Raw genomic sequence first — 20,749 nt, 5'->3', positions numbered from 1 at the left:
GAGCCGGCTTGCCGCGCACCGTAGGCTTGATGCCGTATGCCCACCTCCCCCCGCACCGACACCTTGGCCGACCTGCGTGCCCGGCTGCCCGAGCTCATGCTGCGGGACGAACGGCGGCTCGCCCGCCGGCTCGACGGCGTGCGCAAGCTCCGCGACGCCGAGGCGAAGACGTCCGCGCTGGCCGAGATCGCGCAGGAGTTCGACGCGGCCGAACGCCGGCTGCAGCGGCGCCAGGCCACCGTGCCGGCCGTCCGCTACCCGCAGGAGCTGCCGGTCAGCCAGCGGCGCGACGACATCGCCGCGGCCATCCGCGACCACCAGGTCGTCATCGTCGCCGGCGAGACCGGGTCCGGGAAGACGACCCAGCTGCCGAAGATCTGCCTGGAGCTGGGCCGCGGCGTCCGCGGCACCATCGGGCACACACAGCCGCGCCGGCTGGCCGCACGCACCGTCGCCGAACGCGTCGCCGAGGAACTGAACACCGAGCTCGGCCGCGCGGTCGGCTACCAGGTCCGGTTCACCGCGAAGGCCGGCGACGACACCCTGGTCAAGCTGATGACCGACGGCATCCTGCTGGCCGAGATCGGGCAGGACCGCATGCTGCGCCGCTACGACACCCTGATCATCGACGAGGCGCACGAGCGCAGCCTGAACATCGACTTCATCCTCGGCTACCTCAAGCAGTTGCTGCCGCGGCGGCCCGACCTCAAGGTCATCATCACCTCGGCGACCATCGACCCGGAGCGGTTCGCGCGGCACTTCGCCGACGCCCCCATCGTCGAGGTGTCCGGCCGCACCTATCCGGTCGAGGTCCGCTACCGCCCGCTCGAGCCGGAGACCGACGAGGACGACGGCGCCGAGCCGCGCGACCAGATCCAGGCCATCGTCGACGCGTGCGACGAGCTCGCGGTCGAGGCGGCCGGCGACGTGCTGGTGTTCCTGTCCGGCGAGCGCGAGATCCGCGACACCGCCGACGCCCTGCGCAAGCGGTACGCGTCGGCGCCGCAGGGCACGCTCGAGGTGCTGCCGCTGTACGCCCGGCTGTCCGCCGCCGAGCAGCACCGGGTGTTCCAGCCGCACACCGGCCGTCGCATCGTGCTGGCCACGAACGTCGCCGAGACATCGCTGACGGTGCCGGGCATCCGCTACGTCGTCGACCCCGGCACCGCGCGCATCTCCCGCTATAGCAACCGCACCAAGGTGCAGCGGCTGCCGATCGAGCCGGTGTCGCAGGCGTCCGCGCGGCAGCGGGCCGGTCGCTGCGGCCGATTGTCCGACGGCATCTGCATCCGGCTGTACTCGGAGGACGACTTCGAGGCGCGGCCGGCGTTCACCGAGCCGGAGATCCTGCGCACGAACCTCGCGTCGGTGATCCTGCAGATGACGGCGCTCGGCCTGGGCGACGTCGCGGCGTTCCCGTTCATCGACCCGCCCGACCGCCGCAGCATCGCCGACGGCGTCACCCTGCTGGTCGAGCTGGGCGCGCTCGACCCCGCCGCGCGCGACGACAAGAGCCGGCTCACCGCCGTCGGCCGATCACTGTCGCAGCTGCCGATCGACCCCCGGCTGGGCCGGATGATCCTCGAGGCCGACCGCAACGGCTGCGTCCGCGAGGTGCTGGTCATCGCCGCCGGGCTGACCATCCAGGACCCGCGCGAACGCCCGACCGAGCAGCGCGAGGTCGCCGACGCATTCCACGCACGCTTCGCCGATCCGACGTCGGACTTCCTGGCGTTCCTCAACCTGTGGCGCTACGTGAAGGAGAAGCAGCAGGAGCTCTCCTCCAGCGCATTCCGGCGCCTCTGCCGCACCGAGCACCTCAACTTCCTGCGCATCCGCGAGTGGCAGGACCTCGAGTCGCAGCTGCGCCAGCTGGTGAAGCCGCTCGGCGTCACGCTCAACACTGCCGACGGCACTGCCGATCACATCCACCAGTCGCTGCTGTCCGGCCTGCTCTCGCACATCGGCGTCAAGGACGAGGCGGGCAACGAGTACCAGGGCGCCCGCGGCGCGAAGTTCGCCGTGTTCCCCGGGTCGGCGCTGTTCAAGAAGCCGCCCCGCTGGGTGATGTCGGCCGAGCTGGTCGAGACGTCGCGGCTGTGGGCCAGGGTCAACGCCCGCATCGACCCCGCGTGGGCCGAGCCGCTGGCCGAGCACCTGGTGAAGCGGACGTACAGCGAACCGCACTGGGAGCGCAAGGCCGGCGCCGTCGTCGGCTACGAGAAGGTCATGCTCTACGGCGTCGTCATCGTGCCGCGGCGCAAGGTGCAGTACTCCCGCGTCGACCCCGAGCTCAGCCGCGAGCTGTTCATCCGGCACGCGCTGGTCGAGGGCGACTGGACGACGCACCACCGGTTCTTCCACGAGAACCGCGAGCTGCTCGAGGACGTCGAGGAGCTGGAGCACCGCGCCCGCCGCCGCGACATCGTCGTCGACGACGAGACGCTGTTCGAGTTCTACGACCAGCGGCTGCCGGCCGACATCGTCTCCGGCCGGCACTTCGACAGCTGGTGGAAGAAGGCGCAGCACGAGCGCCCCGGCCTGCTGACCTTCGACACCGACCTGCTGACCACCGACGCCGCCGGCGCCGTCACGCAGGCCGACTACCCCGACAGCTGGCCGGCCGACGGTCTCGACCTGCGGCTGACCTACCAGTTCGAGCCCGGGTCCAGCGCCGACGGCGTCACGGTGCACATCCCTATCGAGGTGCTCAACCAGGTCGAGCCCGGCGGCTTCGACTGGCAGGTCCCCGGTCTGCGGCCGGAGCTCGTGACGGCGCTGATCAAAGCGCTGCCGAAGGCGCTGCGCCGCTCCTTCGTGCCGGCGCCGGACACCGCGCGCGAGGCGCTCGCGCAGTTGCCGCCGGTGCCGTCGGACCAGCCGTTCGCCGACGCGCTCGCCCGGGTGCTGCACCGGCTGCGGGCGGTGCCGGTGGCGCCGTCGGACTTCGACCTGAGCAAGGTGCCCGACCACCTGCGCATGACCTTCCGTGTCCTGGACGAGAAGGGGAAGCTCGCCGCCGAGGGCAAGGACCTCGACGCCCTGAAGGTGCGGCTGAAGCAGGAGCTGCGCACGACCATGGCGGCGGCGGCCAGCAGCATCGAGCGCACCGGTCTGACGCAGTGGCCGGGTGGCGAGGTGCCGCGCACGTTCGAGCAGCGCCGTTCCGGCCACGTCGTCACCGGCTATCCGGCCTTGGTCGACGACGGCGCCGACGTGGCCCTGCGTGTGCTGCCGACCCAGGCCGACCAGGCCCGCGCCATGTGGACCGGCAACCGGCGGCTGCTGCTGCTCAGCGTCCCGTCCCCGACGGCGTTCGTGCAGCGCCACCTCGGCAACCGGTCGAAGCTGGTGCTCAGCCAGAACCCCGACGGCTCGGTCGCCGGCCTGCTGGACGACGTCGCCGCTGCGTCCGTCGACTGGCTGATCGGCGAGGCCGGCGGCCCGGCGTGGGACGAGGCGGCGTTCGCGGCGCTACGCGAGCGGGTCCGCACCGACCTCATCGAGACCGTGTTCGAGGTCGTCGCCGAGGTCGAGAAGGTGCTCGAGGTGGCGCACCGGGTCGCGGCCGCGCTGAAGAGCACCACCAGCCTGGCCCTGACGGCGTCGCTGGTCGACGCTCGCGACCACCTCGCCCGCCTGATGCCGCGCGGCTTCGTCACGTCGACCGGCCGCAAGCGGCTGCCGGACCTGCTGCGCTACCTGCGGGCGATCGAACGGCGGCTCGAGAAGCTGCCGACCAGCCCGCAGCGCGACCACCAGCACATGGACACCGTCCGCCGGATCACCGACGAGTACGACGCCGCCCTGGCCGTCCTCCCGCCCGGCCACGGGCCGACCGCCGAGCACGAGGCCGTCCGCTGGCTGATCGAGGAGCTGCGCGTCAGCCTGTTCGCCCAAGAGCTCGGCACGGCGCAGCCAGTGTCGGAGAAGCGGCTGCTCAAAGCCATCGACGCCCTCGCCCCGCCACGTTGATCTTGGAGTTCTTCGGCCATCTATCGGACATATCACCCCACGGTCGCCGAACAACTCCAAGATCAACTCAGGCTGGAGCGGGGGCGGCGGACGGCCGGGGCAGGCGGTCAGCGGCGCGGGGCGACCGACCGTGGGTCGAAGCCGTACGGCAACTCCAGCCGGTGCGCGGCCAGCAGGGCCTCGTCGGCCAGCACGTCCGCAGTCGGGCCGTCGGCCACCACCGTGCCGCCGGACAGCACGACCGAGCGCGGGCACAGCTGCAGCGCGAACGGCAGGTCGTGCGTGACGACGAGCTGGGTGACGTCGAGCGCGTCGAGGATCTCGTACAGCTCGCGCCGGCTGGCGGGGTCGAGGTTGCTCGTGGGCTCGTCCAGCACCAGGATCTCCGGCCGCATCGCCAGCACCGTCGCGACGGCGACCCGGCGGCGCTGGCCGAAGGACAGGTGGTGCGGTGGCCGATCGGCGACGTCGCCCATACCGACCAGCGCGAGCGCCTCGTCGACCCGCTGGTCGAGTTCGGCGCCGCGCAGGCCGAGGTTCGCCGGGCCGAAGGCGACGTCGTCGCGCACCGTCGGCATGAACAGCTGGTCGTCGGGGTCCTGGAAGACGATGCCGACCCGGCGGCGGATCTCGCGCAGCGTCTCGCGGTCGCCCGGCCGCACCTCCAGCCCGCCGACGCGGACCGTCCCGACGCCGCCGGACAGGATGCCGTTGAGGTGCAGCACCAGGGTGGTCTTGCCGGCGCCGTTGGGCCCGAGCAGCGCGACCCGCTCGCCCCGGGCCACGGTGAGGTCGACGCCGAACAGCGCCTGGTGGCCGTCGGCGTAGGCGAAGGCCAGCCCGCCGACCTCGAGCGACGCGTCGCCCGCCGCGGTCATGTCAGCACCGCCGTCAACGCGACGACGGCCGCGGCCAGCGGCAGCGCGGCCCCGCGCAGCCAGTCGGCGCGACTGACGTCAGCGGTGGAGGTCAGCGGCATCGCGCCGGCGTACCCGCGCGACAGCATGGCCAGATGCACTCGCTCACCCCGCTCATAGGACCGGACGAAGAGCGCGCCGGCGCCCTGCGCGACCACCCGGGCGTGCCCGAGGTGCCGGGCCTCGAAGCCGCGCGACTCGCGGGCGATGCGCATGCGCCGCATGTCGCCGGTGACGACGTCGGCGTAGCGGATCATGAACGACGCGATCTCGACGAGCCGGTCCGGCACCCGCAGCCGCTGCAGGCCTGCCAGCAGCGCGCGGACGTCCGTCGTCGCCGCCAGCAGGATCGAGGCGACGACGCCCAGCGAGCCCTTGGCCAGGATGTTCCAGCCGGTCAGCAGCCCGTGCTCGCTCAGCGACAGCCCCAGTACGTCGACCCGAGGGCCCTGCGACACGATCGGCAGCAGCAGCGCGAACACCACGAACGGCAGCTCGACCACCATGCGCCGGACGATCACCCCGGCCGGCACCCGCGCCACCGCGGCGACGACGCCCAGCAGCACGGCGTAGGCCCCGAACGCCCAGTACTGCTCGCGCGGCGTCGCCACCACGACCAGCACGAACGTCAGCAGAGCGAGCAGCTTGACGTGTGCCGGCAGCCGATGTGCAGGCGAGTCGCCCGGCCGGTACAGCGAGTGCCCGTGGCCGCCGCTCACCGGACGGCCTCCTCCTGCCGCGCAGGCGCCGCGGACCGCCCGCCGAGCACCCGGAACAGCACCACTCCGACGGCTACGACCACCGCGACGCCGAGGACGCCGGCCACACCGACCGGGATGCCGCCGACCTCGCCGTAGTCGGCCAGCGCGAAGCCGCCGAAGGCGTGGTCGCGGGCGGTCGCGAGGAAGCCCTCGCCCTCGGCGACGTACTCGAGGCCGTCGGGGTCGCTGCTGGCGAAGAAGCTCACGATGCCGGCCAGTGCCAGCGCGACCAGACCGCCGCCGATGAGCAGTGGCTTCGCGCTCCCCCGCGCCGCGAGTGCGGGCGCCGGGGCGTCAGCCGGCACCAGCGTGCCGTCGGGCCGGCGCAGCTGCAGCGGTGCCCGCAGCCCGCGAGCGGCGTAGACGAGGTCGGGCCGGACGGCGACGACGGCGCTCACCGTCAGCCCGGTGATGACCGCCTCGCCGATGCCGATCAGCGTGTGCCAGCCGAGCATGCTCGCCGTCAGCGCGCCGATCGACAGCGACGCCTCGCCGCCGACGGAGAACAGCAGCACGAAGACCAGCGCCGCGACCGGGACCGACACCAGCGCGCCGATGGCCGACGCCGGCACCACCGACGCCGGCCGCTTCGGCAGCACCGCGAGCACCGTGCGCGTCACGACCCAGCCGGCGACCACCGTCGTGATGCCGATGAGCGAGATGTTGGTGCCGAGCGCGGTCAGCCCGCCGTCGGCGAACAACAGCCCCTGCACGAGCAGCACCACCGAGAGACACAGCACCGCCGTCCACGGGCCGACCAGCACGGCCGCGAGCGCCCCGCCCATCAGGTGGCCGCTGGTGCCGATGCCGACCGGGAAGTTCAGCATCTGCACCGCGAACACGAACGCCGCCGTGAGGCCGGCCAGCGGAGCGGTCCGCTCGTCCAGCTCGTTCTGCGCCTTGCGCAGCGCCACGGCGACCCCGGCGGCCGCGACGGCGCCCGTCGCGACCGAGGTGGGGGCGTTCAGGAACCCGTCGGGGACGTGCATGGATGTCCTCCTCGTGAACGGGAGCGAAATGTCCGATGACAGATCGAGATTCTGTATCTGAACAGCCACGACAAGCGCGGATTCCCTTGCCCTCTGAATGATGCGACAAAGTCGCACGTATCGCAAGGGCACGGCAACGCCGTTCACTTCCCGAATAATGAGACGCAATGGTCCGTATGACGGGACGTCATCTTGCGGTCGCGCAGCGAGCTCCTAGGATCGCCAGCACTGGTGGTTCGACCGGCGCGCACCTGATGGGTGCGATCCGGCCGACGCAAGAGGCCCCCGGCGCGGTTGACGTCGACCGGCGGCCGGCCCCCGGCGAACGCTGTCCGCGCTCCCGAGGAGACACCTGATCATGCCCCGCACCACGCCTCTCGCCACCGTGCCCGGCTACCCGCGCATCGGCCGGGACCGGGAACTCAAGCGCGCCCTGGAGACGTACTGGGCCGGAGAGTCCGGCCGCGGCGAACTGGACGCCGCCGCGCGCACCGAGCGCGAGCGGACCTGGCGCCGGCTCGCCGAGCTCGGCCTGGACGCCGTCCCGTCGAACACGTTCTCGCTGTACGACCAGGTGCTCGACGCCGTCGTGCTGGCCGGCGCCGTGCCGCCGCGGTTCGCGTCGCTCGGCCTGGACGGCCTCGACGCGTACTTCGCGATGGCCCGCGGCACCGGCCGTGTGGCGCCGCTCGAGCTGACCAAGTGGTTCGACACCAACTACCACTACCTGGTCCCGGAGATCGGGCCGGCGACGCGCCTCCACCTCGACCCGGCCAAACCGGTGAGCGAGTTCCGCGAGGCGCTGGCATTGGGCATCGAGACCCGGCCGGTGCTGCTCGGGCCGGCCAGCCTGCTGCTGCTGTCGAAGGCGGCGGACGGCGCGCCGTCCGGGTTCGCGCCGCTCGACCGGCTGGACGACCTCGTCGCCGTCTACGCGCTGCTGCTGACGACGCTCGCCGCCGAGGGGGTCGCGTGGGTGCAGCTGGACGAGCCGGCCTACGCCGCCGACCGGACCGCCGGCGAAATGGACGCGCTGCGCCGGGTGTACGAGCGGCTCGGCGCGCTGCCGGAGCGGCCGGCGATCCTGGTGCAGTCGTACTTCGGCTCGCTCGGCGACGCGCTGCCGGTGCTGGCCGCGTCGCCGGTGGAGGCGATCGGGCTGGACCTGGTGGCCGGCTCGCTGCCCGACGGCGACGTGCCCGGACTGGCGGGCAAGACCGTCGTCGCCGGGGTCGTCGACGGCCGCAACGTCTGGCGCACCGACCTCGACGCGGCGCTGGCGACGCTGCGCGCCGTCCGGGCGCGGGCCGGCGCCGTCACCGTCGGGACCTCCTGCTCGCTGCTGCACGTCCCGTACGACCTCGACGCCGAGACCGCGCTGGACCCGCAGCTGCGGTCCTGGCTGGCCTTCGCCGACCAGAAGGTCGCCGAGGTGGTGACGCTGGCCGCCGCCCTGCGCGGCGAGGACCGGTCCGCGGCGTTCGAGCAGGCCCGGGCCGCCCTGGCCAACCGCGCCGCCGCCCCGCGCGTCGTCGACGACGGCGTCCGCTCACGGCTCGCCCGGCTCACCCCGGACGACGCCCGGCGCGGGCCGTACAGCGAACGGTCCGCGGCACAACGCGACCGGCTCGGCCTGCCGCCGCTGCCGACCACGACGATCGGCTCGTTCCCGCAGACCGGCGACCTCCGGCGGGCGCGCGCGGCGTTCCGGGCCGGCCGTCTGGATCGCGCGGCGTACACCGCCCGCATGCGCGCCGAGATCGAGCGGGTGATCGGGCTGCAGGAGCGGCTCGGCCTCGACGTCCTCGTGCACGGCGAGCCGGAGCGCAACGACATGGTGCAGTACTTCGCCGAGCACCTCGCCGGGTTCGTCACGACCGAACTGGGCTGGGTGCAGTCGTACGGCTCGCGCTGCGTCCGTCCGCCGATCCTCTACGGCGACGTGTCGCGGCCCGCGCCGATCACCGTCGAGTGGGTCACATACGCGCAGTCGCTCACCGACCGGCCGGTGAAGGGCATGCTGACCGGGCCCGTCACGATCCTCGCCTGGTCGTTCGTCCGCGACGACCAGCCGCTCGGCGACACTGCCCGGCAGGTGGCGCTGGCCATCCGCGACGAGACCGCCGACCTGGAGTCGGCCGGCATCGGCATCGTGCAGGTGGACGAGCCGGCGCTGCGCGAGCTGCTGCCGTTGCGCGGCGCCGACAGGCCGGCGTATCTGGACTGGTCGGTGACGGCCTTCCGGCTGGCGACGTCCGGCGTGGCCGACGCGACGCAGGTGCACACGCACCTGTGCTACTCCGAGTTCGGCGACGTCGTGGCCGCGATCGACGGGCTCGATGCCGACGTCACCAGCATCGAGGCGGCGCGGTCGCGGATGTCGATCGTGCCCGACGTCGCCGCGTCCGGGTTCGGCCGCGGCATCGGTCCCGGCGTCTACGACATCCACTCACCGCGGGTGCCGGACGCCGACGAGGCCGAGGCGCTGCTGCGGCGGGCGCTGGACGCCATCCCCGGCGATCGGCTCTGGGTCAACCCCGACTGCGGGCTGAAGACGCGGACGTACGAGCAGGTCGAGCCCGCACTGACCGCCTTGGTCGCGGCGGCCGCGCGAGTCCGCCCCGCCTCTGAATGATCACGTTAAGTGGGTGTGTTCACGCTCCACCAGGCATGCATTCCTACTGAAGCGTGAGATCGCCTGGGTCGACGTGCGGAAAGCGCTCGCCCGTCCGTCGGCAGGCGTCTTCCCGCTTCCCCAGGAATGCATGCCTGGGCAAGCGGGAAGACCCCTGCTTAACGTGATCATTCAGAGGGTGTCGAGGGCGGCGAGGTCGTCGAGGGCGGGTTCCCAGGCACCGGCGGCGACGTTGGCCGCGACCTGCTCCGCGGACACCGCGCCGGCGATGACGGAGCCGACGGCGGGCTGGGCGGCCAGCCCGCCGATGGCGACGTCGAGGAGGCCCCGGCCGCGCTCGGCGGCGAAGCGCCGCAGCGCCTCGATGCGGCCGAAGTCGGCCGTCGCGAGCCGCTCGGCACCGGCCGGGGTGTCCAGGCGCGACCCCTCGGGCGCCGGCTCGCCGCGCCGGTACTTGCCGGTGAGCAGGCCGTACGCGAGCGGTCCGTACGGCAGGATGCCGACGCCGGCGTTCTCGGCGGCCGGGATCAGCTCGGCCTCGGCGGACCGGTCGTAGAGCGAGTACTCGTTCTGCGCGCTGACGAACGGCGTCAGGCCCTCGGTGCGGGCGATCCAGGACGCCTCGGTGACCTGCCAGCCGTCGAGGTTGGACGAGCCGACGTAGCGGACCTTGCCCTCGGCGACCAGCTCGTCGAGGGCGGCCAGCGTCTCCTCGAGCGGCGTCACGGGGTCGGGGAAGTGCAACTGGTAGAGGTCGATCCAGTCGGTGCCGAGGCGGCGCAGGCTGGCCTCGACCGCACGCCGGACGTAGCGCCGCGACCCGCGCACGCCCCAGTCGGCGCCGTTGGCGCCCTGCATGTCGCCGCCGAACTTCGTCGCGATGACGACGTCGTCGCGACGGCCGGTCAGCGCGGCGCCGAGCATCCGCTCGCTCTCGCCCAGCCCGTAGGTGTCGGACGTGTCGAACAGCGTGACGCCGTGGTCGAGCCCCGCGTGCACGACGGCGGTGGCGACGGTGTCGTCGATGCGCCGGCCGAACGCGTTGCACCCGATGCCGACGACGGAGACGGTGAGCCCGGACTCGCCCAGCTGGCGGTAGCGCATGACCCGACCCTATCGAGGCCGCAGGGAACCCCGTCCACCTTGCTAATAGTTGACGCGTCAGAAAGATTTGGTCAACGCCGACTGAAACGTGAACGCTCAACCAAGGAGTCCTATGACCGTGCCGCCGCCCGTCCGTGACCTCGTCGTCCTCCTCGCCCGCGTCGGCATCGGCGTCGTCTTCGTCGCGCACGGCTGGCAGAAGCTGGCCGACACCGGCATCGACGGCGTCGCGGCCGGCTTCGAGCAGATGGACGTCCCGCTGGCCACGGCGTCGGCGTGGTTCGCGGCACTGGTCGAGCTGGTCGGCGGCGCGGCGCTGATCCTCGGCGCCGCCACCCCCGTCGTCGGCCTGCTGCTGGCCGTCGACATGCTCGGCGCGTACCTCTTCGCGCACGCCGGCAACGGCATGTTCGTCGCCGAGGGCGGCGCGGAGCTGGTGCTCACGCTGGGCGCCGCCAGCCTGCTGCTGGCCGCCGCCGGGCCCGGTCGCTTCAGCGTCGACCACGTGCTGCGCCGCTCGCTCCGCCCCACCGCGGCGGTGCGTGGATAGAAGATCGAATCGCCAATCGCCGGCAACCGTCCCGGAACGGCCGTCAGCCAACGGCTCGCGTCAGGAGGGAGTTTCCCTTGCTCACGCAGGTGACACTCCCTCCTGACGGCCTGGATCGTCCCGGACGGCTGCCGGCCGGAGCGGCGGTTGATCCTCGAGGTCGATTCGCGCTCGTTCCACGGGTTCGGCGACGCGCCGGAACAGACCGAGCGCCGCCGGGCCCGGCCGGCCGCGCTCGGCTGGGTGGTCCTCCCGGTGTCGCCGGCGACACCACGAGCAGATCGAGGCCGCTGACCGGGCTGCCGGGAGGGAGTTTTCGCCCGCTCTAGCGAGGAGAACTCCCTCCTGACGCGGCCGGGCCGGCCGTGCTCTCGCGGATCTCCAGCGTGAACGGGACGTCGATGCGCTCGGCCTTGGCCTCGGGGTCGGCCAGCCGGCGGACGATCAGGCGGATCGCCTCGGCGGCGAGGAACGGCACGTCGGGCGAGACCGTGGTGAGCGACGGCGTGGAGTAGCGGCCGTCCTCGACGTCGTCGAAGCCGGCCACGGCGACGTCGTCGGGGACGCGCAGGCCGCGCTCGTGCAGCACCCGCAGCGCGCCCAGCGCCATGAGGTCGTTGAAGCAGAAGACGGCGTCGACGGGGCGGCCGCTGTCGAGCAGGTCGGCCATGGCCTGGGCGCCGCTGGCGCGGCCGAAGTCGAGGTCGGACACGATCAGCTGCCGGTCGACCGGCAGCCCGGCGTCGCGCAGGGCGGCGCGGTAGCCACGGGCGCGCAGACCGCCGGTGCCGGCCCGCTGCGCGCCGATGGCCGCGATGTGCCGCCGCCCCAGGCCGACGAGGTGCGAGGTGACCTCGTGCGCGGCACGGACGTTGTCGATGGCGATGTGGTCGAAGCCGGCCGGGTGGCCGCGTTCGCCGAGCAGCACCATGGGCGTCGAGCCCGGGTGGGCGGCGACGTCGGCGGAGGTCATGGCCATCGGGCTGAACACCACGCCGTCGATGAGCTGGGTGTCGAGGGAGTCCAGCGCGATGCGCTCGCGCTCGGCCTCGCCGAACGTCTCCTCGATCAGCACCGTGAGGCTCTGCCGCTTGGCGACCGCGCCCAGCTCGGAGGCCAGGGCGGCGAAATACGGCGAGGTCAGCTCCGGCAGCGCGATGGCGAGGAACCCGGACCGCCCGTGCCGCAGGCTGCGCGCGGACACGTTGGGCCGATAGCGCAGCTCCGCGATGGCCTTGAGCACCTTCTCGCGGGTCTTCTCGGTGACGTTCGGGTGATTGTTGATCACGTTGGAGACGGTCTTGAACGACACCCCGGCGAGGTCCGCCACGTCCTTCAGCCGCGTACCCACCTGCCTGCCCCTCTCGCTGCCCAGGACGACCTGACCGAGTGTAGGCACCGCCCGGCGTCCGGCCGAACGGTTTTCCGGCCCGACGGAGCGGACCGGACCAACTCGCCCCACACTCTTCACATTCCAGGTTATCCGTTGTAAAAATGTCCGCACGGTTATCCGTTGTAAAAGACGGCGGAGGCCGGCGAGGCAGTGCGGAAGGGCTGGGCCGGAGCGACTGACCGGTCGTGACGGCGGGCGTCACCGGCGGCCACCGTCGTGACGGCGGGCGTCACCGGCGGCCACCGTCGTGACGGCGGGCGTCACCGAGGCGACCGGACGTCGCAACGGGGACACCGGACGTCACGCAGGCAGGACCGATGCCAGGATTTCTCGCACCGCCGCGTCACCGAGGAAGGTCACGGAGGCACTCTTGTACGACGTCGAGGTCGGACTGGATCCGGCATTCACCGTGGGCACCGTCGACCCGCGCTTGTACGGGTCGTTCGTCGAGCACATGGGCCGGTGCGTCTACGGCGGCATCTTCGAGCCCGACCACCCGACCGCCGACGAGCACGGGTTCCGCGGCGACGTCGCCGACCTCGTCCGCGAGCTGGGCGTCACCGTGATCCGCTACCCGGGCGGTAACTTCGTCTCCGGCTACCGCTGGGAGGACGGGGTCGGCCCGGTCGCCGACCGGCCGCGTCGACTCGACCTCGCCTGGCGCTCGCTGGAGCCCAACACCGTCGGCACCGACGAGTTCTGCCGGTGGGCCCGCGGTGTCGGAGTCGACCCGATCATGGCGGTGAACCTGGGCACCCGGGGTGTGGACGCCGCCGTCGACCTGCTCGAATACACCAACTTCGCGCCCGGCAGCACCAGCACCGCCGACCGGCGGGTCGCCAACGGGCACAAGGACGCGCACGGCGTCACCACCTGGTGCCTGGGCAACGAGATGGACGGCCTGTGGCAGATCGGGCACAAGACCGCCGACGAGTACGGGCGGCTGGCCGCTGAGACGGCTCGCGCGATGCGCCGCGCCGACCCGGACCTCGAGCTGGTCGCCTGCGGCAGCTCCAACAGCGGCATGCCGACGTTCGGCAGCTGGGAGCGGACCGTCCTGGAGCACACCTACGACCTGGTCGACCACATCTCGCTGCACGCGTACTTCGAACCGGTCGGCGGCGACGTCGACAGCTTCCTCGCCTCGTCGGAGGAGATGCGGCGGATGATCACCGCGATCGCCGCCACCGCGGACCACGTCGGCGCCGTCCGGCGCAGCGGCAAGCGGCTGACGATCTCCTTCGACGAGTGGAACGTCTGGTACCAGCACCGTTTCTCCGGGCAGGACACGCTCGAGCGGAACGAGAACGCGCCGCTGATCGAGGACGTGTACGACGTCACCGACGCTGTCGTGGTCGGCGACCTGCTGATGGCGCTGCTGGACCACTGCGACCGGGTCTCGATCGCCTGCCAGGCCCAGCTGGTCAACGTGATCGCGCCGATCATGACGCAGGCGGGCGGTCCGGCCTGGCGGCAGACCATCTTCCATCCGTTCGCGCTGACCGCCCGGCACGCCCGCGGGACGGTGCTGCGCACGGCCGTGCGGACGGCGCAGCTGCCGACGCAGCGCTACGGCGACGTCCCCGCCACCCGGGTGAGCGCCGTCCAGGACCCGGAGACCGGCGCGCTCACGCTGCTGGCCGCGAACCGGAACCGCACGGAGCCGGCCCGGCTCACCGTCCCGCTTCGCGCCTTCGGCGAGCGGCTGCGGCTGGTGGAGCACCTCGCCATCGCCGAGACCGACCCGTCCGCCACGAACACCGCCGAGCACCCGGACCGGGTCGTCCCGCGTCCGGCCAACGGCACCGTCCTCGACGGCGACCAGACGCTCACCGCGACCCTGCCGCCGTCGTCCTGGCACCTCATCCGGCTCGGGAACTGACCCGGCACGTCTGCGAAGGAGCAGCTGTGACCACACGAACCAACCCGTTCACCCGACGGCGTTTCCTCACCGCGACCGGCATGATCGGCGCCGGCGTCATCCTCAGCGGCTGCGGCGGCGGCTCGCAGTCCCCCGGCGCCGAACCGGCCGAAGGGGACGGCGGCGCCAGCGGCTACGAGGGCCCGGACGTCGAGCTGGCGTTCTGGAACGGCTTCACCGGCGGCGACGGCCCGTTCATGCAGGAGCTCGTCGACACGTTCAACTCCGAGCACCCGAACATCGCCGTGAAGATGACGGTGATGGAGTGGGCCGACTACTACCAGAAGGTCCCGACGGCGGTGCAGTCCGGCAACGGCCCCGACGTCGGCATCATGCACATCGACTCGCTGCCGACGAACGCCGCCCGCAACGTCATCGTTCCGCTCGACGACGTCGCTTCGGCGCTGGACCTGAAGGCCGGCGACTTCGCCGACGCCGTCTGGACCGCCGGCGAGTACGACGGGCAGCGCTTCGGCATCCCGCTGGACGTGCACCCGCTCGGCTACTTCTACAACAAGACGGTCCTGGAGTCGGCCGGGCTGGACCCGGAGAACCCGCCGACCGACCGGACGTCGTACGAGGCGGCGCTGGAGACGCTGGCCGCGGCCGGGATCCAGGGCCACTGGATGTCGCCGCACCCGTTCACCGGCAGCATGACGCTGCAGTCGCTGATCTGGCAGTTCGGCGGCGACCTGTTCAACGCCGACGGCACCGAGGTCACCTGGGCGGAGGACCCCGGCGTGCAGGCGCTGACCTGGATGGTCGACGCCATCAACAACGGCTGGAGCCCTTCGGACGTCGGCCAGGACGCCGACGCGATCGCGCTGCAGAACGGCCAGGCCGCGTTCAACTGGAACGGCATCTGGCACATCAACTCCCTCAAGGAGGTGCCGGACCTGCAGTGGGGCGTCGCGCCGCTGCCGAACATCGGCGGCACCGAGGCGGCCTGGGCCGGCTCGCACAACTTCGTCGTCATGCGCCAGCGCACGCCCAACGAGGACAAGCTGGCGGCGTCGCGGGTGTTCATCAACTGGGTCAGCCAGCAGTCCATCGCGTGGGCTGAAGGCGGCCAGGTGCCGGCCCGCAACTCCGTCCGCGAGTCGGCCGAGTTCGAGGCGCTGCCGGAGCAGGCCGCCCTCGCGCAGCAGGTCGACTACCTGCACTTCCCGCCCGCGGTGCCGGGCATCAGCGACGCGTTCAAGGACTTCGACCAGGCGCTGAACGAGGCCGTGCTGCTGACCAAGGAACCGGCCGTGGCGCTCTCGGAGGCGGCCGAGCGGGCCACCAAGAAGCTGGAAGAGAACCGCGACCGGTACGAGGGGTAGTCCCGTGGCCTCCCCCACGACCACGGCACCCGCGCGCGGCGACGCCGCGCGCGGGCCCGGTGCCCGGTCCTCCCCCACGCGCATCCGCCGGCACGCGCCGTGGACGCCGTACGCGTTCATGGCGCCGTTCCTGGTCATCTTCGCGACGTTCATCCTCGCCCCGGCGGCGCTGGGGATCTGGATGAGCCTGCACGACTGGGACTTCATGCTCCCGAACCGGCCGTTCATCGGGCTGGACAACTACGCCGCGCTGTTCGACTCGACGTCGGCCGTGTTCGAGATGTTCTGGAACGGCATGCGCGCCACGGCGATCTTCACCGTCGCCAGCGTGCCGTTCCTCGTGGCCATCCCGCTCGGGCTGGCGGTCCTGCTGAACCGGAAGTTCCCCGGCCGCACGGTGTTCCGGGCGATCTTCTTCATGCCGTACGTGCTGGGCGTCGCCGTCATCGGCCTGCTGTTCCGCTTCATGCTGGACCCGAACATCGGCATCGTGAACGGGCTGTTCGGCACCTCGACGCCGTGGATCACCGCCCAGCCGTGGGCCTGGATCAGCCTGGTCGCGATGACCGTGTGGTGGACGCTGGGCTTCAACACGATCATCTATCTGGCCGGCATGCAGGACATCCCCGGCGAGCTGTACGACGCGGCGCGGGTCGACGGCGCGTCGGTCTGGCAGCAGTTCCGGAACGTGACGCTGCCCGGCCTGCGCACAGTGCACCTGTTCGTCGTGACGATCACGATCCTGGCGTCGGCGAACATGTTCGGCCAGGCGCTGCTGGTGACCAACGGCGGGCCGGGCGACAGTACCCGGACCGCGCTCATCGTCATGCTCGCCGAGGGCCTGGAGCGGTTCCGGATGGGCAGCGCCGCGGCGATGTCGTACCTGCTCGCGGTGATCCTGGGCATCGTCTCGATCGTCCAGGTGCTGGCCATGCGGGAGAGGAGGCCGCGATGACGGTCCTGACACGTCCCGAGGCCGGCTCGCGTTCGGCCGGTCCACGCCACGGCGCCGGAGCGCCCGGCGCGCTCCTCAGGCAGGGCATGTTCTGGCTGTTCCTGCTGGTGCTGACGGTCATCTTCGTCGGGCCGATCGTCTGGATGTTCCTGACGTCGATCAAGACCAACCCGGAGGCGACGTCCGTCCCGCCGACGCTGCTGCCGTCGTCGCCGACGTTCTCCGCCTACGAAGGGCTGCTGCGGCTGGACGGCGCCTACCCGGTGCTGCGCTGGTTCCTCAACAGCCTGCTGGCGGCGACCCTGCACATGGTGCTGGTGCTCGCGGTCGCGTCGACGGCGGCGTACGCGCTGGCCCGGCTGCACTTCCGCGGCCGGGGCGTGCTGTTCGTGGTGATCGTGTCGACACTGTTCGTACCGGGGTTCGTGTTCCTGATCCCGAACTACCTGATCATCGACCAGCTGGGCTGGCTGGACACCGTCTGGGCGCTGGCCGTGCCCGGTGCCGCCGGCGCGTTCGGGGTGTTCTTCCTCCGGCAGTTCTTCGCGATGCTGCCCGGTGAGCTGGAGGAGGCGGCGCTGATCGACGGCGCCAACCAGTGGCAGATCTTCACCCGCATCGTCCTGCCGAACTCCAAGCCGGCGCTGGCCACGCTGGCGGTGCTGTCGTTCCTGTCGAACTGGAACGACTTCGTCTGGCCGATCTACGTCCTGTTCAGCCCGGAGCGGCTCACGCTGCCGGCCGGGCTGCGGCTGCTGCAGGGCGCGTACACCACGGACTACCCGGTCATCATGGCCGGCGCGTTCGTCGCCAGCGTTCCCGTCCTGATCCTGTTCCTGTTCACGCAGCGATACGTCATCGAAGGCGTGTCGCGCAGCGGACTGAAGGGATGATCCCCGTGCGTCGTAGGTTCCTCGCCGGCATCGCCGCCGTCGTGCTGGCGTTGCCCGCCGCGGCCCCGCTCGCCACCGCCGAACCGGCCGCCGAGCCCGTCACGCAGAACCCGATCTCGAGTGAGTTCTCCGACACCTACGCCGACCCGGCCGTGCTGCGCGGCAAGGACGGCTGGTGGTACCTGTACGCGACCAGCGATCCGCTGACCGAGGCGCCGAGCGAGTTCGGGCTCATGCACATCGCCCGGTCCCGCGACTTCGTCGACTGGGAGTACCTCGGGACGGTGTTCGACGACGCCGACCGGCCGGCCTGGACGACGAGCACCTCGTTCTACTGGGCGCCGGACATCCGCTACGTCGACGGGCAGTACGTCATGTACTACACCGTCACCGACACGATCGCCGAGCCCGGCCAGTGGAACTACGCGATCGGCGCCGCGACGGCGCCGACCCCGGCCGGTCCGTGGACCGACTCCGGCGGGGCGGTGGTCGCGCCGCGTCCGGCCGGCGGCGGCAACTACTTCAACACCATCGACCCGGCGCTGCTGTCGGCGTCGGACGGCAAGCGCTACCTGTACTTCGGCGGCTACCACGGCGGCCTGTGGGTGACCGAGCTGGACGAGTCCGGGCTGCGCGCCGTCGGGTCGCCGACACAGGTCACGGTCGGCGACCGGTACGAGGGCTCGTTCGTGGTCGAGCGGGACGGCTGGTACTACCTGACGGCGTCGTCGGCGAACTGCTGCGCCGGGCCGGTCACCGGCTACAGCGTCTACGCGGGCCGGTCGCAAAGCCCGCTCGGCCCGTTCGTCGACCACGAGGGCGTCTCGATGCTGGACTCGCGGGTCGGCGGCACCCAGGTGCTGGCGCAGAACGGCAACCGCTGGATCGGCGTCGGCCACCACACGATCGTCACCGACGTGTCCGGGCAGGACCACATCGTCTACCACGCGATCGATCGCGACGACGCCTGGCTGGACGCGCCCGGCGGGATCAACGAGCGGCCGACGCTGGTCGACCGGCTGGACTGGATCGACGGCTGGCCGGTCGCGCGGGCGGGGGCGGGACCGTCGGACACGCCGCAGCCGGCGCCGGTGACGGCGAGCGAGCTGGGCATCGACGCGTCGGCGCCGGCCGCGAACAACGCGCTGACGGCGGTGCGCGGCAGCTGGACGGCCGGCACGGACCCGTCCGGCGACGGCGGCGACCTCGCGGACCTGTCCGACGGCGCCGAGGCGCGAACCGCGCGGAACGCGCCCCGGGACCTGCGGGTCGAGGCCGACGTACGGGTCTCCGGCCAGGTCTCGGTCGGGGTCGCGCAGTCGGGGCGCAACGGCGTCACGGTGACCGTCGACGCCGAGGAGCGGACGCTCACCGTCACGTCGACGCTGGGCCGCCGGGCGGAGACCGGCACCGCGCCGCTGCCGTCGCGCTACGACGGCGACGAGTGGACGGCGCTGTCGGTCGAGCTGCGCGACGGGCGCGTCGTCGCGCGGCTGGCGGAGAGCCGGCTCGGCGACGCCGACGCCGAGGTCGCCGTCGATCTGCCCCGCGGCGTGGCCAAGCCGCGTCCCGTCACGCTGGCCGCGTCCGGCGGGCCCGCGCAGGTCGACAACCTCACCGTCGTCGCGGCGCACCGGCCGGTCACCGAGCGGGTCGACGAGCCGCGGGCCGGGGACGCCGTCTTCACCGAGGACTTCGACGACCCGGCTCTCGGCGACGGCTGGAGCTGGGTGCGGCCGTCGTCGACCGTGACCGCGGGCGACGGCGCGCTGACCTGGCCGCTGGCCTCCGTCGACGTCGTCGGCACGGGCAACACCGGTCCGCTGCTGCTGCGCACGCCGCCGGAGGGCGACTGGATCGCCGAGACCAAGCTGCACCTCGATCTCGGCTCCGGCACGATCCGCAACTACCAGCAGGCCGGCCTGATCGTCCGGGTCGACGACGACAACCTGCTGCGGCTCGGCGACGTCGCGATCTGGGGCACCCGGCAGGTCGAGTTCGGCAAGGAGCTGAACGAGAACGGCACGCTGCGGTGGGGCGCCCACCTCGGCGGGCCGGTGGCCGAGACGATGTGGCTGCGGATCGCCCACACCACCGACCCGGAGACCGGCGAGCACCGGTACCGCTCCGCCTCGTCGCGCGACGGCGAGACCTGGCGGTGGGGCGCGACGTGGACGTTGCCGGCGGACACGTCGCCGCAGATCGGCCTCTACGCCGGCGGCGGCGCCACGCCCGCGACCGTCGCGACGTTCGACTGGTTCCGCCTGTCCGAGGTTCGATGAGACTGCTCGTGGCGGCCGGGACGGCACTCGTCGTCCTGGCCGCCTGCGGCACCGCCGAACCCGACTCCGGCCCCGGCCCCGACCCCGTCACCGAGCCAGCTCAGGAGGAGCAGCCCGTGGGCTTCACGAACCCGGTGTACGACCGCGACTTCCCCGACCCGGCTGTCATCGAGGCCGACGACGGCTACTACGCCTACGCGACGAACTCGCGGCTGGGCAACGTGCCCGCGCTGACGTCGCCGGACCTGGTGTCGTGGGAGCCGGCCGGCGACGCGATGCCGGTGCTGGCGCCGTGGGTCACCGGAGGTCGCACCTGGGCGCCGGAGATCGCCGTCCACGCCCCGGACCGCTACGTCCTCTACTACACCGCGCTGGGCACGGAGTCCGGCCGGCAGTGCGTCGGGCGGGCGGTCGCGTCGTCGCCGGCCGGACCGTTCGTCGACGACTCCGCGGAGCCGCTGATCTGCCAGGCCGACGAGGGCGGCTCGATCGACGCCAGCCCGTTCACCGACGCCGACGGCACCCGGTACCTGCTGTGGAAGAACGACGGCAACGCCGTCGGTGCCGACACCTGGATCTACGCCCAGCCGTTGTCCGAGGACGGGCTCTCGCTGGTGGGTGCGCCCGTCCAGCTGATGAAGCAGGACCAGCCGTGGGAGGGCCACCTGGTCGAGGCGCCGTTCCTCTGGCTGCGCGACGGCACGTACTACCTGTTCTACTCGGCCAACGCGTTCGACCGCGCCGAGTACGCCGTCGGCTACGCGATCTGCGAGGGCCCCCTCGGGCCGTGCGCGAAGCCGTCGTCGGAGCCGATCCTGGTGTCGTCGGACGACGCTGCCGGGCCGGGGCACTGCGTGCTGATCGAGAAGGACGGCCGCACGTGGATGGTGCACCACGCCTGGCCGCCGGACTCCGTCGGCTCCGCGCTGCCCGGCCGGACGATGTGGCTCACCGAGGTCCTGTGGCGCGACGGGGTGCCCGTGCTCGATGGTCCGCGCGGCGAAGTCCCATGATCATGGCGCTCTTCGTGCGGCCAGAGCAGCAGAAAG

The 20,749-nt window shown here is 72.3% G+C and carries 14 protein-coding genes; 9 read left to right on the top strand and 5 right to left on the bottom strand.

Translation table 11 applies throughout. From position 1 onward, the window contains the following. The first annotated feature begins 36 nt into the window (after window positions 1-36). Entirely contained in the window at window positions 37-3,975 is a 3,939-nt protein-coding gene (gene hrpA, locus DZA62_RS30285; protein WP_116952687.1) for an ATP-dependent RNA helicase HrpA, read from the top strand. Between the two features lie 107 nt (window positions 3,976-4,082). Here hrpA and DZA62_RS30280 read toward each other — a convergent pair whose 3' ends face one another. The 3 genes from DZA62_RS30280 to DZA62_RS30270 are packed head-to-tail and all read right to left on the bottom strand — an operon-like array spanning window position 4,083 to window position 6,642. After that, on the bottom strand, window positions 4,083-4,853 hold the full coding sequence (locus tag DZA62_RS30280) for an energy-coupling factor ABC transporter ATP-binding protein (RefSeq protein WP_116952686.1): 771 nt from the start codon (window positions 4,851-4,853) through the stop codon (window positions 4,083-4,085). Beyond that, window positions 4,850-5,611 (bottom strand): cobalt ECF transporter T component CbiQ, encoded by a 762-nt coding sequence (gene cbiQ, locus DZA62_RS30275; protein ID WP_116952685.1) that lies wholly within the window; start codon window positions 5,609-5,611, stop codon window positions 4,850-4,852. Before cbiQ ends, DZA62_RS30280 begins: the two co-directional genes overlap by 4 nt. Beyond that, complete coding sequence (locus tag DZA62_RS30270; protein ID WP_116952684.1) at window positions 5,608-6,642, bottom strand: energy-coupling factor ABC transporter permease; 1,035 nt, start codon at window positions 6,640-6,642, stop codon at window positions 5,608-5,610. Before DZA62_RS30270 ends, cbiQ begins: the two co-directional genes overlap by 4 nt. A 358-nt stretch (window positions 6,643-7,000) precedes the next feature. Here DZA62_RS30270 and metE point away from each other — a divergent pair, with 358 nt between their 5' ends. Next, complete coding sequence (metE, locus tag DZA62_RS30265; protein WP_116952683.1) at window positions 7,001-9,277, top strand: 5-methyltetrahydropteroyltriglutamate--homocysteine S-methyltransferase; 2,277 nt, start codon at window positions 7,001-7,003, stop codon at window positions 9,275-9,277. Window positions 9,278-9,448: 171 nt separating this feature from the next. Here metE and DZA62_RS30260 read toward each other — a convergent pair whose 3' ends face one another. Continuing rightward, window positions 9,449-10,381: an aldo/keto reductase gene (locus DZA62_RS30260; RefSeq protein ID WP_116952682.1), complete on the bottom strand. Its 933-nt coding sequence runs from the start codon at window positions 10,379-10,381 to the stop codon at window positions 9,449-9,451. Between the two features lie 112 nt (window positions 10,382-10,493). On the opposite strand from DZA62_RS30260, the gene DZA62_RS30255 reads away from it, so the two are divergent. Then, entirely contained in the window at window positions 10,494-10,931 is a 438-nt protein-coding gene (locus DZA62_RS30255) for a DoxX family protein (RefSeq protein ID WP_116952681.1), read from the top strand. Between the two features lie 325 nt (window positions 10,932-11,256). On the opposite strand, the gene DZA62_RS30250 is transcribed toward DZA62_RS30255, so the two are convergent. Next, a complete protein-coding gene (locus DZA62_RS30250) occupies window positions 11,257-12,282 on the bottom strand; it encodes a LacI family DNA-binding transcriptional regulator (protein ID WP_116952680.1) in 1,026 nt (341 codons plus the stop codon). A gap of 412 nt (window positions 12,283-12,694) precedes the next feature. Between DZA62_RS30250 and arfA the strand changes: the two genes are divergently transcribed. The 6 genes from arfA to DZA62_RS30220 are packed head-to-tail and all read left to right on the top strand — an operon-like array spanning window position 12,695 to window position 20,713. Then, window positions 12,695-14,206: an arabinosylfuranosidase ArfA gene (arfA, locus tag DZA62_RS30245; RefSeq protein ID WP_198664364.1), complete on the top strand. Its 1,512-nt coding sequence runs from the start codon at window positions 12,695-12,697 to the stop codon at window positions 14,204-14,206. Between the two features lie 26 nt (window positions 14,207-14,232). Next, window positions 14,233-15,570: an ABC transporter substrate-binding protein gene (locus DZA62_RS30240; protein ID WP_198664363.1), complete on the top strand. Its 1,338-nt coding sequence runs from the start codon at window positions 14,233-14,235 to the stop codon at window positions 15,568-15,570. Window positions 15,571-15,574: 4 nt separating this feature from the next. After that, window positions 15,575-16,525, top strand: coding sequence for a carbohydrate ABC transporter permease (locus tag DZA62_RS30235; protein ID WP_198664362.1), 951 nt, complete (start codon window positions 15,575-15,577; stop codon window positions 16,523-16,525). Further along, window positions 16,522-17,418, top strand: coding sequence for a carbohydrate ABC transporter permease (locus DZA62_RS30230; RefSeq protein WP_198664361.1), 897 nt, complete (start codon window positions 16,522-16,524; stop codon window positions 17,416-17,418). The genes DZA62_RS30235 and DZA62_RS30230 overlap by 4 nt, the downstream gene beginning before the upstream one ends. After that, entirely contained in the window at window positions 17,415-19,700 is a 2,286-nt protein-coding gene (locus tag DZA62_RS30225; RefSeq protein WP_116952679.1) for a family 43 glycosylhydrolase, read from the top strand. The genes DZA62_RS30230 and DZA62_RS30225 overlap by 4 nt, the downstream gene beginning before the upstream one ends. Continuing rightward, the gene (locus tag DZA62_RS30220; protein ID WP_116952678.1) at window positions 19,697-20,713 is read left to right on the top strand and encodes a glycoside hydrolase family 43 protein; all 1,017 of its coding nucleotides are present in this window, start codon (window positions 19,697-19,699) and stop codon (window positions 20,711-20,713) included. Before DZA62_RS30225 ends, DZA62_RS30220 begins: the two co-directional genes overlap by 4 nt. Window positions 20,714-20,749 lie beyond the last annotated feature (36 nt).

This window comes from Jiangella endophytica, from assembly GCF_003427025.1.
GTDB lineage: Bacteria > Actinomycetota > Actinomycetes > Jiangellales > Jiangellaceae > Jiangella > Jiangella endophytica.
The sequence above is the reverse complement of the archived record's forward strand: the minus strand, read 5'-3'. Positions and strand labels throughout refer to the sequence as shown.